This window comes from Isoptericola sp. NPDC019693, from assembly GCF_044389085.1.
Lineage (GTDB): Bacteria > Actinomycetota > Actinomycetes > Actinomycetales > Cellulomonadaceae > Isoptericola.
Map to the genome: position 1 here is coordinate 747,703 of NZ_JBIRXP010000001.1, position 14,491 is coordinate 762,193.

The following is a 14,491-nucleotide window of genomic DNA, read 5'->3' on the forward strand; positions in this document are numbered from 1 at the left end:
TCCGGGCTGCGGCCCGTCGACGGGATACAGTGGGCGGCGTCGGAGGTGAAGCCCTCCGGCACCCTCGACACGTAACACCGACACCCTTTAACACCGTCCCGTGAGGCGGAGAAGGAGGTCGCCAGTGGCTGCTGGCACCGGTATGCCCGGAACACCCGACCAGCCCGACGTCCCGGACGGGACGGTCGTGCTCGGCGCGAGCGACGTCGCCCGCGCCCTCACCCGCATCGCGCACGAGATCGTCGAGCGCGCCAAGGGGGCCCAGGACGTCGTCCTGCTCGGCATCCCCACCCGCGGGGTCACGCTCGCCGCGCGTCTCGCGCAGCGGCTCGCGAGCATCGACCCCGCCTTCGACCCGGAGCGCGACCTCGGCGAGCTCGACGTCACGATGTACCGCGACGACCTGCGCCGGCAGCCCACCCGCGCCGTCGGCGTCACCCGGCTGCCCACCGCCGGGATCGAGGGCAAGACCGTCGTCCTGGTGGACGACGTCCTCTTCTCCGGCCGCACGATCCGTGCGGCGCTCGACGCCATCGGCGACCTCGGCCGCCCGCAGGCCGTCCGGCTCGCCTGCCTGGTGGACCGCGGGCACCGCGAGCTGCCCATCCGCCCCGACTTCGTGGGCAAGAACCTCCCCACCGCCCAGTCGGAACGCGTGCGCGTGCTGCTCGCGGAGGTGGACGGGTCGGACGCCGTGGTGATCAGCGGGCGCGAGCCCGGCACCGCGCTGCCGGGCGAGGGGGGCGAACGATGAAGCACCTGCTCTCCACCGCCGACCTCGCCCGGGACGAGGCGATCGAGCTCCTGGACACCGCCGCGCAGATGGCCGCGACGCAGTCCCGCGAGATCAAGAAGCTGCCGACGCTGCGCGGCCGCACCGTGGTCAACCTGTTCTTCGAGGACTCGACCCGCACCCGGATCTCCTTCGAGACGGCCGCCAAGCGGCTGTCCGCGGACGTCATCAACTTCTCGGCCAAGGGGTCGAGCGTCTCCAAGGGCGAGTCCCTGAAGGACACCGCGCTCACCCTGCACGCCATGGGAGCGGACGCCGTGGTGGTGCGCCACTGGGCCTCGGGCGCCCCCTACCAGCTCGCCCATGCCGGCTGGCTCGACGCGGCCGTGCTCAACGCCGGCGACGGCACCCACATGCACCCCACCCAGGCGCTCCTCGACGCGTACACCATCCGCCGCCACCTCGGCGGTCGCGGCGGTGGCCTGCGCCGCGGCGGGGACGACGGCGTCGGCGCGGACCTCGCGGGCGTCAAGGTCGCGATCGTGGGCGACGTGCTGCACTCGCGCGTCGCGCGCGCCAACGTGTGGCTGCTGCGCACGCTCGGCGCCGAGGTGACGCTCGTGTCGCCCCCCACGCTCCTGCCGGTCGGGGTCGAGGCGTGGCCCTGCCGCACCTCGTACGACCTGGACGCCACCCTGGCCGACTGGCAGCCGGACGCCGTGATGATGCTGCGCGTGCAGCGCGAGCGGATGTCCGGGGGAGCGGGGGCCTTCTTCCCGAGCCCGCTCGAGTACACGCGCTACTTCGGCCTCGACGGCCGCCGCCTGGCGCTGCTGCCCGAGCACGCGATCGTCATGCACCCGGGCCCGATGAACCGCGGGCTGGAGATCTCCGCCGAGGCGGCGGACTCCGACCGTGCCGTCATCGTCGAGCAGGTCGCGAACGGCGTCGCCGTGCGCATGGCCTCGCTCTACCTGCTGCTGTCCGGCACCGCCTCGTCCGCCGCTGCACCCGCCCCTCTGCCCGCCCCTGTCATGAGCACCACCGAAGGGACCGCCCTGTGACCACCACCTACGTCCTGCGCGGGGCCCGCCCGCTCGGTGGCGAGCCCGCCGACGTCGTCCTGGCGGACGGCGTGATCGCCCAGGTCGCGGTGCCCGGCACCGCCGACGTGCCCGCCGGCGGCGACGTCGTGGAGATCGCGGCCGACGGCCACGTGCTGCTGCCCGGCCTGGTCGACCTGCACACCCACCTGCGCGAGCCCGGCCGGGAGGACGCCGAGACGGTCGCCTCCGGCACCCGCGCGGCTGCGGCCGGCGGGTTCACCGCCGTGCACGCCATGGCGAACACGTCGCCGGTCGCCGACACCGCCGGCGTCGTCGAGCAGGTGTGGCGCCTGGGCCAGGAGGCCGGCTGGGTCGACGTGCACCCGGTCGGCGCCGTGACCGTGGGTCTCGGCGGCGAGCGCCTCGCCGAGCTCGGCGCGATGGCCGACTCCGCCGCCCGCGTCCGGGTGTTCTCCGACGACGGCAAGTGCGTGCACGACCCGATCCTCATGCGCCGCGCGCTCGAGTACGTCAAGGCGTTCGGCGGCGTCGTCGCGCAGCACGCCCAGGAGCCGCGCCTCACCGAGGGCGCCCAGATGAACGAGGGCGTCGTCTCGGCCGAGATCGGCCTGGCCGGCTGGCCCGCCGTCGCCGAGGAGGCGATCATCGCCCGGGACGTGCTGCTCGCCGAGCACGTCGGCTCACGGCTGCACGTGTGCCACCTGTCCACCGCCGGGTCCGTCGAGATCGTGCGCTGGGCCAAGGGCCGCGGCATCGACGTCACCGCGGAGGTGACGCCGCACCACCTGATCCTCACGGACGAGCTGGCCCGCACCTACGACCCGACCTACAAGGTGAACCCGCCGCTGCGCACCGCCGCGGACGTCGAGGCGGTGCGCGCCGGCCTGGCCGACGGCACCATCGACATCGTCGCCACCGACCACGCCCCGCACACCCGCGAGGACAAGGACTGCGAGTGGGGCGCGGCGGCGTTCGGCATGACGGGCCTCGAGACGGCGCTCTCGGTCGTCCAGCAGACCATGGTCGACACGGGCCGGCTGACCTGGGCCGACGTCGCCCGGGTGCTGTCGGTCAACCCCGCTCGCATCGGGCGGATCGACGAGGCGCACGGGCGCCCCCTCGAGGCGGGCGAGCCCGCGAACCTCACCCTGGTGGACCCTGCCGCCACGCGCACCGTCGACGGCGCCGCGCAGGCCACCGCGAGCGGCAACACGCCGTTCGCGGGCCGGGAGCTCCCCGGCCGCGTGGTGGCGACCTTCCTGCGCGGCCGTGCCACCGTGCTCGACGGCGCACCGGTCGAGCCCGCGACCGCCGGCGCACGGGGAGGGGCGCGATGAACCTCCCCATGCCCGTGGCCGTCGGGATCTGGGTCGTGATCGGCGTCCTGCTCCTGCTCGTGGTCCTCGCCGGCCGGCGCCGGCTCGCGGCCCGCACCCGGGACACGGTGCCCGTGCCCCCGGAGGTGCCCGAGGACCTCGGCGCGCTGCGCCTCGGCCCCCTCGACGCCACGTACGTCTCCTCGACGCTCGCCGGGGACTGGCTGGCCCGCGTCGGCGCCCACCACCTGGGTGACCGCTCCACCGCCCGCGTGTCGGTGCACGACGCCGGCGTCCTGGTCGAGCGCGACGGCGCCCCCGACGTGTTCGCGCCGGTGTCCGCCCTGCGCGGCGTCGGCCTGGCCCCCGGCATGGCCGGCAAGTACGTCGGCGCCGACGGCCTCGTCGTCGTGACCTGGGAGGACCCCGAGCGCGACGGCGTGCCGGCGGCCGCCCTCGACACCGGCCTGCGCACCCGCCTCGCGCCCGACCGCTCCCGCCTGGTCGACGCCGTGCGCCACCTCATGACCTCCGCCCCCGCACCGAAGGACGAGCAGTGACCTCCAGCTCCCTGACCAGCGCCGCACCGAGCCCCGTGCCGAGCCCCGCGCCCGTGCCGCACGCGGCCCTCCTCGTGCTCGAGGACGGCACCGTCGCCCGCGGCCGCGCCTACGGCGCCCGCGGCGCCACCTTCGGCGAGATCGTCTTCTCCACCGGCATGACCGGCTACCAGGAGACGCTCACCGACCCCTCCTACCACCGGCAGATCGTCGTGATGACGGCCCCGCACGTCGGGAACACCGGCATCAACGACGAGGACCCGGAGTCCGGCAAGATCTGGGTCGCCGGCTACGTGCTGCGCGACCCCGCGCGACGCATGTCCTCCTGGCGCGCGGACCGCTCCCTCGAGGAGGAGCTCGCCGCCCAGGGGATCGTGGGCATCAGCGACGTCGACACCCGCAAGCTGACCCGCCACCTGCGCGAGCTGGGCGTCATGCGCGCCGGGATCTTCTCGGGCGACGCTCTGGTGCGCGAGGTCGCCGGCGGCACGCTCGTCGAGCGGTCGGTGCCCGAGCTGGTCGCCGAGGTGCAGGCCTCCCCGCAGATGGCCGGCGCCAACCTCTCCCCGGAGGTCACGACCGACCAGGCGTACGTCGTCGAGCCCTCGGGCGAGTTCGCCGGGCAGGCCCCGCTCGCGACGGTCGTCGCCGTCGACCTCGGCATCAAGGCCATGACCCCCGCGCGCCTCGCGCAGCGGGGCGTGCGCGTGCACGTCGTGCCCCAGTCGGCCACGATCGCCGACATCGAGGCCCTGCTGCCGACCGACGGCTCGCCCACCGGCGTGTTCTTCTCGAACGGCCCCGGCGACCCGTCCTCGGCCACCCACGAGATCGAGCTGCTGCGCGCCGTGCTCGACCGCGGCATCCCGTTCTTCGGCATCTGCTTCGGCAACCAGCTCCTCGGCCGCGCCCTCGGGTACGGCACCTACAAGCTGGGGTACGGCCACCGCGGCATCAACCAGCCCGTCATGGACCGCACCACGGGCAAGGTCGAGGTCACGGCGCACAACCACGGCTTCGCCGTCGACGCGCCCCTCGACGCCGTGTCCACCGCGCCGCACGACGCCGAGCGCGGCGACGGCCGCACCTACGGCCGCGTCATCGTGTCCCACGTCGGCCTCAACGACCAGGTGGTCGAGGGGCTGACCGCGCTCGACGTGCCGGCGTTCTCGGTGCAGTACCACCCCGAGGCCGCCGCCGGCCCGCACGACAGCGCCTACCTCTTCGACCGCTTCGTCGACCTCATGACGACCCGCGAGCCCGTGACCGTCCCCGCCGCCACGCTGGCCGCGCTGAAGGAGAACTGATGCCCCGCCGTTCCGACCTCTCCTCCGTCCTGGTCATCGGCTCCGGCCCGATCGTCATCGGCCAGGCCTGCGAGTTCGACTACTCCGGCACGCAGGCCTGCCGCGTGCTCAAGGAGGAGGGCCTGCGCGTCGTCCTCGTGAACTCGAACCCGGCCACGATCATGACCGACCCGGAGTTCGCCGACGCCACCTACGTCGAGCCGATCACCACCGAGGTGCTCACGTCGATCATCGCCAAGGAGCGTCCCGACGCCCTCCTGCCGACCCTGGGCGGGCAGACGGCGCTCAACGCCGCCATCGCCCTGGACGAGGCCGGCGTCCTCGAGCAGTACGACGTCGAGCTCATCGGCGCGAACATCCCCGCCATCCAGAAGGGCGAGGACCGCCAGCAGTTCAAGGACGTCGTCGAGAAGTGCGGCGGCGAGTCCGCCCGCTCCGTGATCGTGCACACCGTCGAGGAGGCCGTCGCGGCCGCCGCGGACCTCGGCTACCCGATGGTCGTGCGCCCGTCGTTCACCATGGGCGGCCTGGGCTCCGGGTTCGCGTACGACGAGCGCGAGCTGCGCCGCATCGTCGGCCAGGGCCTGCACTACTCGCCGACCACCGAGGTGCTCCTGGAGGAGTCGATCCTCGGCTGGAAGGAGTACGAGCTCGAGCTCATGCGCGACAAGGACGACAACGTCGTGGTCGTCTGCTCGATCGAGAACGTCGACCCGGTCGGCGTGCACACCGGTGACTCGGTGACCGTCGCCCCCGCGATGACGCTGACCGACCGCGAGTACCAGAAGCTGCGCGACATCGGCATCGCCGTGATCCGCGAGGTCGGCGTCGACACCGGCGGCTGCAACATCCAGTTCGCCGTCGACCCGGACACCGGGCGCATCATCGTCATCGAGATGAACCCGCGCGTGTCGCGCTCCTCGGCCCTGGCGTCGAAGGCGACCGGCTTCCCGATCGCGAAGATCGCGGCCAAGCTCGCCGTCGGCTACACGCTCGACGAGATCCCCAACGACATCACGCGCGTCACGCCCGCGAGCTTCGAGCCCACGCTCGACTACGTGGTCGTCAAGGTGCCCCGCTTCGCGTTCGAGAAGTTCCCGGCCGCCGACCCCACGCTCACCACGACCATGAAGTCGGTGGGTGAGGCCATGGCGCTGGGCCGCAACTTCACCGAGGCGCTCGGCAAGGCCCTGCGCTCCATCGACAAGGGCGGGGTCTCGTTCCACTGGGACGGCGCCGCGCCGTCGGGTGCCGAGCTGGACCAGCTGCTGGCCGAGATCGTCCGCCCCACCGAGCACCGCATGGTCGGCGTGCAGCAGGCGCTGCGCGCCGTCGTCGCCGGGCACACGACGCTCGAGGCCGTGTTCGACGCGACCAAGATCGACCCCTGGTTCCTCGACCAGATCCTGCTGATGAACGAGGTGGCCGCCGAGGTCGCCGCCGGCCCGACCCTCACCGAGGACGTGCTGCGCCGCGCGAAGCGGCACGGCCTGTCCGACGTGCAGGTCGCACGGCTGCGCGGCATGGGCCCGGCGGGGGAGGCGACCGTCCGCGAGGTGCGGCGCGCCCTCGGCGTGCGCCCGGTCTACAAGACGGTCGACACGTGCGCCGCCGAGTTCGCGGCCCGCACGCCGTACCACTACTCGTCCTACGACGAGGAGACCGAGGTCGCGCCCCGTGAGCGCGAGGCCGTCATCATCCTGGGGTCCGGCCCGAACCGCATCGGGCAGGGCATCGAGTTCGACTACTCGTGCGTGCACGCGGCCCTGACCCTCTCGGAGCGGTACGAGACCGTCATGGTCAACTGCAACCCGGAGACCGTCTCGACGGACTACGACACCTCCGACCGGCTGTACTTCGAGCCGCTCACGTTCGAGGACGTCCTCGAGGTCTACGAGGCGGAGCTCGCCGCCGGCCCCGTCAAGGGCGTCATCGTGCAGCTCGGCGGGCAGACGCCGCTCGCGCTCGCGCAGCGGCTCGCCGACGCGGGCGTGCCGATCCTCGGCACCTCGCCCGAGGCCATCGACGCCGCGGAGGACCGTGGCATCTTCGGCCAGGTCCTGCTCGACGCCGGCCTGCCGGCCCCCGCGTTCGGCACGGCCCGCTCGCTGGGCCAGGCCCGCGAGGTCGCCGAGACGATCGGCTACCCGGTCCTGGTGCGCCCGTCGTACGTGCTGGGCGGCCGCGGCATGGAGATCGTGTACTCCGAGGAGCAGCTCACCGAGTACGTGGAGCGCGCCCTCGAGGCGGCCGCGGCGGACGAGCGCACGGCGGGCGGCCTGCTGCCCGCCCCGCTGCTCATCGACCGCTTCCTCGACGACGCGATGGAGATCGACGTCGACGCCCTGTACGACGGCGAGGAGATGTTCCTCGGCGGCGTGATGGAGCACATCGAGGAGGCCGGCATCCACTCGGGCGACTCGGCCTGCGTGCTGCCGCCCGTCTCCCTGTCGACCGCCGAGATCGAGCGGATCCGCCGCTCCACCGAGGCGATCGCGAAGGGCGTCGGCGTCCGCGGCCTGCTCAACGTGCAGTACGCGCTCGTCTCGGACGTCCTGTACGTCCTGGAGGCGAACCCGCGCGCGTCGCGCACCGTGCCGTTCGTGTCCAAGGCGACGGGCACCTCGATGGCCAAGGCCGCGGCCCGGGTCATGGTCGGCGAGTCGATCGCCGAGCTGCGCGCGGCGGGCGTCCTGCCCGCCGAGGGCGACGGTGGCACGCTCGACCTGGGTGCGCCGCTGGCCGTCAAGGAGGCCGTGCTGCCCTTCAAGCGGTTCCGCACCGCCGAGGGCCAGGTCGTCGACACCGTGCTCGGCCCGGAGATGCGCTCCACGGGCGAGGTCATGGGCTTCGACAAGGACTTCCCGCACGCGTTCGCGAAGTCGCAGGCCGCCGCGTTCGGTGGTCTGCCGACCGCGGGTCGGGTGTTCGTGTCGGTCGCCGACCGCGACAAGCGCTCGATCATCTTCCCCGTGAAGCGGCTCGCCGAGCTGGGCTTCGAGGTGCTCGCCACGTCCGGCACCGCGCAGGTGCTGCGCCGCAACGGCATCGGCAGCACCGTGGTGCGCAAGTTCTCGCAGGGCCGGGGCGCCGACGGCGAGCCCACGATCGTGGACCTCATCACGGACGGCGACGTGGACCTCGTGGTCAACTCGCCCTCCGGCCAGGGCGCGCGAGCCGACGGGTACGAGATCCGTGCCGCCACGACGGCCGCCGACAAGCCGATGATCACCACGGTGGACCAGCTCGCCGCGGCGGTGCAGGGCATCGAGGCGGTGCGCGGGGGCCCGTTCGACGTCGCGAGCCTGCAGGAGCACACGACGGCGACGCGCGAGCGGCTCGGCGCCGCGACCACGGCGGGGGTGCCCGCGTGACCGCGACGCCGTTCGGTGCCCGCCTCGCCGCGGCGATGGACGCCCACGGCCCCCTGTGCGTGGGGATCGACCCGCACGCGTCGCTGCTGGCGGCGTGGGGGCTGGGCGACGACGCCGCGGGCGTGCGCGAGTTCGGGCTGCGCGTCGTGGACGCGCTCGGCGGGCGGGTCGCGGCCCTCAAGCCGCAGGCCGCGTTCTTCGAGCGGCACGGCTCCGCCGGCGTCGCCGCGCTGGAGGACGTCATCGCCGCCTCCCGGGCGGTCGGCACCCTGACGATCGTCGACGCCAAGCGGGGCGACATCGGGTCGACCATGGGCGCCTACGCGGACGCCTTCCTGGCCGACGGCTCCCCCCTCGCGGGCGACGCGGTGACGGTGTCGCCGTACCTGGGCTTCGGGTCGCTGGCCCCGGCCGCCGAGCTGGCGGCCAGCACGGGGCGCGGGATCTTCGTCCTGTGCCTCACCTCCAACAAGGAGGGGCGCGAGGTCCAGCACGCCGTGGGGCCCGACGGCGCGAGCGTCGCGGCGTCGGTGGCCGCCCAGGCGGCCGCGCTGAACGCGGGCGCCGTCGCCGAGGGGCTGCCGATGGGGTCGGTGGGTCTCGTCGTGGGCGCCACGGTCGGCGACGCCGCGCGGCAGACCGGGACGGACCTCGTGGCCGTGCGCGGCCCGCTGCTGGCGCCTGGCGTCGGCGCCCAGGGCGCGGGGGAGCGGGAGCTCGCCTCGGCCTTCGGCGACGCGCGGCGCCAGGTGCTCGCGTCGTCGTCCCGGGGCGTCCTCGCGGCCGGGCCCGACGCCGAGGGGCTGCGCGCGGCCGCCGCGGCCGCCGTCGCCGACGCGCGGGCGGCGCTGCGTCCCTGACGCCGGACGACCGCGACGGGTCCGTTCCCACGGGGGGGCGGGCCCGTCGTCGTACCTGTCGTCGTCGTCCCGCGTCAGGCGCCGGTGACCTGCCACACGGAGACGTGCCGCTCGCTGTCGGCGGTGAACGGCGTGCCGTCCCAGTCCGCCCAGCGGTGCACCAGCCGCATGCCGGCGATCCGCGCCATGAGGTCCAGCTCGGCGGGCCAGACGTACCGGAACGGCAGCCACCGGAAGCGCCCGGTGCCGTCCGGCCCGACGGTCACGTGGTTCGACGTGAACCGCTGGGTGACCACGTCGATCCGGTCGAAGCCCGCGTACCCGCCGCCGGCGTCGTCCGGCGCGACCGCGAACGGCACGGTGTCCTGGCCGGGCGGCATGCGGCGCAGCGGCGGGACGCCGACCTCGACCACGAAGTGGCCGCCGGGGCGCAGGTGCGCCGCCGCGGTGCGGAAGCAGTCCACCTGGCCGTCCTGCGTGGTGACGTTCCCGATCGTGTTGAACACCAGGTAGGCGACGGCGAACTCGCCCGGCACCCGGGTGCTCGTCATGTCCCCGATCGTCACCGTCACCCGCTCGCCCCCGGGCTTGCCGGCGACGCGCGCCGCCATCGCGCGGGACAGCTCGATCCCGTGCACGGGCACCCCGCGTCGCGCGAGGGGAGCGGCGACCCGGCCCGTGCCGACGGCGAGCTCGAGCGCGGCGCCGTCGCCGGCCAGGCCGGCGAGCACGTCGACCGTGCGTGCGACGACCGCCGGGTCGAACTCGGCGTCGCCGGAAGAGTCGTAGCGGGCGGCGACGCTCTCCGGGAACCACCCGTCCTCGACCGCGTCCTCGACGGGGAGCTCGATGGCGTCCGGGGCGTTCTCCGGGGTGCTCGGCATCACCCGACCGTAGGTCTCGGGGCACAAACGGGTGCAGGTTTTTTCGCCCAGGCGCCGGACCTGCGACGATGTCCTGCCCCGTATGCCGCTTTCCTCCCGGTCGGGCGAGGGGTGGTCGGGCGCTACGGATTGCCGCCTTCGCAGGTCGTGGCTACTTTCGAGGGAGCAGTTCCCTCACAGGCGGACCGACAGAGTAGGTGACTTGCGTGGCTCTCCCCCCTCTCACCCCGGAACAGCGTGCTGCGGCCCTCGAGAAGGCGGCCGAGGCTCGGCGCGTCCGCGCGGAGATCAAGAATCGGTTGAAGTATTCCCAGGGCTCCCTCAAGGACGTGATCGAGCAGGGGCAGAAGGACGACGTCGTGGGCAAGCTCAAGGTCGTCTCGCTGCTCGAGTCGCTGCCCGGGGTCGGTAAGGTGAAGGCCCGGGCGATCATGGAGGAGATCGGGATCGCCGAGACCCGCCGGGTCCGCGGCCTCGGGCCGCACCAGGCTTCGGCGCTCATCGAGAGGTTTGGCTGACATTTCCGCACCACCCGCCGGCCGTCCGGCAACGCAGCAAGATCCCGCCGCCCCGGCCGCGGACGCGGGGGCGAACCCCGCCCGGCTGACCGTGCTGGCCGGGCCGACGGCCGTCGGCAAGGGCACCGTCTCCGCCGACGTCCGCGGGCGGTACCCGCAGGTGTGGCTGTCGGTGTCGGCGACGACGCGGCCGCCGCGCCCCGGCGAGGTCGACGGCGTGCACTACCTGTTCGTCTCGCCGGAGGAGTTCGACCGGATGGTCGCCGCGGGCGAGATGCTCGAGTGGGCGGTCGTGCACGGCCGGCACCGGTACGGGACGCCCCGCGGCCCGGTCGAGGAGCACCTCGCCGCCGGGGTGCCCACCCTGCTGGAGATCGACCTGCAGGGGGCCCGTCAGGTGCGGGAGGCCGTCGCGTCGCGGGGGCTCGCCGCGCAGTTCGTGTTCCTCGCCCCGCCGAGCTTCGACGAGCTCGTGCGGCGGCTGGTGGGCCGGGGCACCGAGGACGCGGAGGAGCGCGAGCGGCGCCTGCGCACGGCGCGCACCGAGCTGGCCGCCGAGCCCGAGTTCGACGTGACGATCGTCAACGACGACGTCACCCACGCCACCGACCGGCTCGCGCGCCTGATGGGTGTGACGTCCGCCGCTCCCCAGGTGGCGTCGTAGGTCGTCGGCTGTGGAGCCGAGCCCGAGCGCGGGTAGGATGGACCGCTGACCCCCTGACGTCTCGTCACCGAACTTTGTCTGGAGTGTGACCCATGGCCGGAACCGTGGCCCAGCCCATCGGCATCACCGACCCGCCCATCGACGAGCTGCTCGAGCGCACCGACTCGAAGTACGGCCTCGTGCTGTACGCGTCCCAGCGTGCCCGCCAGATCAACGCCTACTACTCGCAGCTCAACGAGGGCCTGCTCGAGAACGTGGGCCCGCTCGTCGAGACCCGCAACCAGGAGAAGCCGCTCTCCATCGCCATGCGCGAGATCAACGAGGGCCTGCTGACGTCGACCCCGGTCGAGGAGAAGCCCGCGGCCGCCCCGGAGCCGGTCGCCGACCCCGGCGACGAGATCACCTTCTGACGCCTTGGCCGGCGCTGACCGGCCACGACCCGCGGTGACGAGGTAGCACGCGATGAGGATCCTGCTCGGCGTGAGCGGCGGCATCGCCGCCTACAAGGCCGTGCTGCTGCTGCGGCTGCTGCGCGAGGAGGGGCACGCGGTGCGGGTGATCCCGACCGCGTCGGCCCTGCGGTTCGTCGGCGCGCCGACGTTCGAGGCGCTGTCCGGGGAGCCCGTCACCGACGAGGTCTTCGAGGACGTCGCGCACGTGCCGCACGTGGCCCTGGGCCAGGGCGCCGATCTCGTCGTCGTCGCGCCCGCCACGGCGGACCTGCTCGCGCGGGCCGCCACCGGCCGGGCGGACGACCTCCTCACGTCGACGCTGCTCACGGCCCGCTGCCCGGTGGTGATGGCGCCCGCCATGCACACCGAGATGTGGGAGCACCCCGCCACCCGCGCCAACGTCGCGACCCTGCGCGAGCGCGGCGTGGTCGTGGTCGAGCCGGCCAGCGGCCGGCTCACGGGCGCCGACACCGGGCCCGGACGGCTGCCCGAGCCGGAGGAGATCGCCCGCGTCGCCCTCGAGGCCGCAGCGCGTGCCGCGGACGACGTGCCGGGTGCGCCGGGCGGCGGCCGGCACGGCGACCTCGCGGGACGTGCCGTCGTCGTGTCCGCCGGCGGCACCCGCGAGCCGATCGACCCGGTGCGCTTCATCGGCAACCGGTCCAGCGGGCGCCAGGGCGCCGCGCTGGCCGAGGCCGCCCGCGCCCGCGGCGCCTCCGTCACGCTCGTGGCCGCCAACCTGGACGACGCCGTGTGCGCGGCCGCGCGCGCGGCGGGGGTCGACGTCGTGCCCGTGGAGTCCACGGCCGAGCTGCGCGACGCCGTGCGCGCCGGCGCCGCGGACGCGGACGTGGTCGTGATGGCCGCGGCGGTCGCCGACTTCCGGCCTGCCGACGTCCCCGGCGCCAAGATCAAGAAGGTGGCGGGCACCGGCCCGGCACCGATCGCCCTGGTGGAGAACCCGGACGTGCTCGCCGAGCTCGCGCACGACCGGCTGCGCGCGGGCCAGCTCGTCGTCGGCTTCGCCGCCGAGACGGGGGACGCGGACGGTTCCGTGCTCGAGCACGGCCGCCGCAAGGCCCTGCGCAAGGGCGCCGACCTGCTCGCCGTGAACGCCGTGGGGCGCGGGCGCGGCTTCGGCGCCGCGACGAACGAGGTCACGGTGCTCGACGGCCGCGGCGAGGTCGTGATCGAGGCCGCCGGGTCGAAGCGCGAGGTCGCCGACGCGATCTGGGACGCCGTGACGAAGGCACTGCCCGGCATCTGAGATTCACCCAGCATGTGAGACATTCCCCGACGCTGGAGCCTGGACGCGCGGGCTGCTGCCCGTAGGCTGTCCGCCATGACCGATGCGCTGCGCCTCTTCACGTCCGAGTCCGTGACCGAGGGCCACCCGGACAAGGTGTGCGACCAGATCTCCGACGCGATCCTGGACGCCCTGCTGGCGCAGGACCCCCGCTCCCGCGTGGCGGTCGAGACGATGGTGACCACCGGCCTCGTGCACGTGGCCGGAGAGGTCACCACCGACGCGTACGTGGAGATCCCGCAGATCGTGCGCGAGGTCGTGCGCCGCATCGGCTACACGTCGTCCGCGATCGGGTTCGACGGCGACTCCTGCGGCGTGTCCGTGTCGATCGGTCAGCAGTCGCCCGACATCGCGCAGGGCGTCGACAAGAGCCTCGAGGAGCGCGACGACGCCTCCGGCCCGGGCCTCGACCGCGACCCCCTCGACGCGCAGGGCGCGGGCGACCAGGGCCTGATGTTCGGGTACGCCACGGACGAGACGCCGTCGCTGATGCCGCTGCCGATCTGGACGTCGCACCGGCTCGCCGAGCGACTGTCGGCCGTGCGCCGCTCGGGCGAGCTGCCCGGGCTGCGTCCCGACGGCAAGACGCAGGTGACGGTCGCGTACGACGGGGACCGCCCGGTCCGCATCGACACCGTCGTGCTGTCCACCCAGCACGACGCCGACATCGTCCAGGAGAAGCTCCAGCGCGAGGTCGCGGACGTCGTCATCGCCCCCGTCCTGGCCCAGGTGGCGCAGGAGACCGGCGTCGAGACGGCCGACGCGCGCCTCATCGTCAACCCGACCGGCAAGTTCGTCGTCGGCGGGCCGCAGGGCGACGCCGGGCTCACCGGCCGCAAGATCATCGTCGACACCTACGGGGGCATGGCCCGCCACGGCGGCGGCGCCTTCTCCGGCAAGGACCCGTCGAAGGTCGACCGGTCCGCCGCGTACGCCATGCGCTGGGTCGCCAAAAACGTCGTGGCCGCGGGGCTGGCCCGCCGGTGCGAGGTGCAGGTCGCGTACGCGATCGGCAAGGCGCACCCGGTGGGTCTGTACGTCGAGACGTTCGGCACCGAGACGGTGCCCACCGACCGGATCGCGGCCGCCATCGAGTCCGTGTTCGACCTGCGACCGGCGGCGATCATCCGCGACCTCGACCTGCTGCGCCCCGTGTACGCGCAGACGGCCGCCTACGGCCACTTCGGGCGCGACCTGCCCGGGTTCACCTGGGAGCGCACCGACCGCGTCGACGCGCTGCGGGCGGCTGTCTGAGGTTTCGCTCGACGTCGTCACCTCGCTGGGGGCCACGTGGTGGGAAGGTCCTTTCGCGGGGACGCGTTCACGGGCGCCAGGGCGCCCTCCACTTCGGGAGGGATACGTCCCCGCGAAAGAACCTCCCCGCCACGCTCTCCTGTCATCGCACCGCCTCGGTGGTTGAGCGTGTCGAAAGACCGCTCGGGAGCGTCCG

13 protein-coding genes are annotated in these 14,491 nt (G+C 74.0%); 12 read left to right on the forward strand and 1 reads right to left on the reverse strand.

The genetic code is table 11. The features are described 5' to 3' along the window. Window positions 1-142 precede the first annotated feature (142 nt). From pyrR to pyrF, 7 genes are read left to right on the forward strand one after another with little or no spacing between them, the layout of a single operon-like run. The gene (gene pyrR, locus ACH436_RS03540; protein ID WP_430559147.1) at window positions 143-754 is read left to right on the forward strand and encodes a bifunctional pyr operon transcriptional regulator/uracil phosphoribosyltransferase PyrR; all 612 of its coding nucleotides are present in this window, start codon (window positions 143-145) and stop codon (window positions 752-754) included. Next, complete coding sequence (locus ACH436_RS03545) at window positions 751-1,797, forward strand: aspartate carbamoyltransferase catalytic subunit (protein ID WP_430558780.1); 1,047 nt, start codon at window positions 751-753, stop codon at window positions 1,795-1,797. Before pyrR ends, ACH436_RS03545 begins: the two co-directional genes overlap by 4 nt. Beyond that, entirely contained in the window at window positions 1,794-3,137 is a 1,344-nt protein-coding gene (locus ACH436_RS03550) for a dihydroorotase (protein WP_430558781.1), read from the forward strand. The genes ACH436_RS03545 and ACH436_RS03550 overlap by 4 nt, the downstream gene beginning before the upstream one ends. Then, on the forward strand, window positions 3,134-3,676 hold the full coding sequence (locus ACH436_RS03555; RefSeq protein WP_430558782.1) for a hypothetical protein: 543 nt from the start codon (window positions 3,134-3,136) through the stop codon (window positions 3,674-3,676). The genes ACH436_RS03550 and ACH436_RS03555 overlap by 4 nt, the downstream gene beginning before the upstream one ends. Before the next feature lie 35 nt (window positions 3,677-3,711). Continuing rightward, the gene (carA, locus tag ACH436_RS03560; RefSeq protein ID WP_430559148.1) at window positions 3,712-4,983 is read left to right on the forward strand and encodes a glutamine-hydrolyzing carbamoyl-phosphate synthase small subunit; all 1,272 of its coding nucleotides are present in this window, start codon (window positions 3,712-3,714) and stop codon (window positions 4,981-4,983) included. Then, window positions 4,983-8,357 carry a carbamoyl-phosphate synthase large subunit gene (gene carB, locus ACH436_RS03565; protein ID WP_430558783.1) on the forward strand — a complete coding sequence of 1,125 codons (3,375 nt, stop codon included), beginning with the start codon at window positions 4,983-4,985 and terminating at the stop codon, window positions 8,355-8,357. Before carA ends, carB begins: the two co-directional genes overlap by 1 nt. Then, a complete protein-coding gene (gene pyrF, locus ACH436_RS03570; RefSeq protein WP_430558784.1) occupies window positions 8,354-9,217 on the forward strand; it encodes an orotidine-5'-phosphate decarboxylase in 864 nt (287 codons plus the stop codon). The genes carB and pyrF overlap by 4 nt, the downstream gene beginning before the upstream one ends. Window positions 9,218-9,291: 74 nt before the next feature. On the opposite strand, the gene ACH436_RS03575 is transcribed toward pyrF, so the two are convergent. Next, window positions 9,292-10,101 carry a class I SAM-dependent DNA methyltransferase gene (locus ACH436_RS03575; RefSeq protein WP_430558785.1) on the reverse strand — a complete coding sequence of 270 codons (810 nt, stop codon included), beginning with the start codon at window positions 10,099-10,101 and terminating at the stop codon, window positions 9,292-9,294. 206 nt (window positions 10,102-10,307) lie between these two features. Between ACH436_RS03575 and mihF the strand changes: the two genes are divergently transcribed. The 5 genes from mihF to metK all read left to right on the forward strand — a co-directional run bounded on the left by mihF (window position 10,308) and on the right by metK (window position 14,295). Beyond that, window positions 10,308-10,619, forward strand: coding sequence for an integration host factor, actinobacterial type (gene mihF, locus ACH436_RS03580; protein ID WP_380323750.1), 312 nt, complete (start codon window positions 10,308-10,310; stop codon window positions 10,617-10,619). Window positions 10,620-10,710: 91 nt separating this feature from the next. Next, complete coding sequence (gene gmk, locus ACH436_RS03585) at window positions 10,711-11,283, forward strand: guanylate kinase (protein WP_430559149.1); 573 nt, start codon at window positions 10,711-10,713, stop codon at window positions 11,281-11,283. A 92-nt stretch (window positions 11,284-11,375) separates the two neighbouring features. After that, the gene (gene rpoZ, locus ACH436_RS03590) at window positions 11,376-11,693 is read left to right on the forward strand and encodes a DNA-directed RNA polymerase subunit omega (RefSeq protein ID WP_430558786.1); all 318 of its coding nucleotides are present in this window, start codon (window positions 11,376-11,378) and stop codon (window positions 11,691-11,693) included. 52 nt (window positions 11,694-11,745) lie between these two features. After that, entirely contained in the window at window positions 11,746-13,002 is a 1,257-nt protein-coding gene (gene coaBC / locus ACH436_RS03595) for a bifunctional phosphopantothenoylcysteine decarboxylase/phosphopantothenate--cysteine ligase CoaBC (RefSeq protein WP_430558787.1), read from the forward strand. A gap of 75 nt (window positions 13,003-13,077) precedes the next feature. Then, on the forward strand, window positions 13,078-14,295 hold the full coding sequence (gene metK, locus ACH436_RS03600; protein WP_430558788.1) for a methionine adenosyltransferase: 1,218 nt from the start codon (window positions 13,078-13,080) through the stop codon (window positions 14,293-14,295). Window positions 14,296-14,491 lie beyond the last annotated feature (196 nt).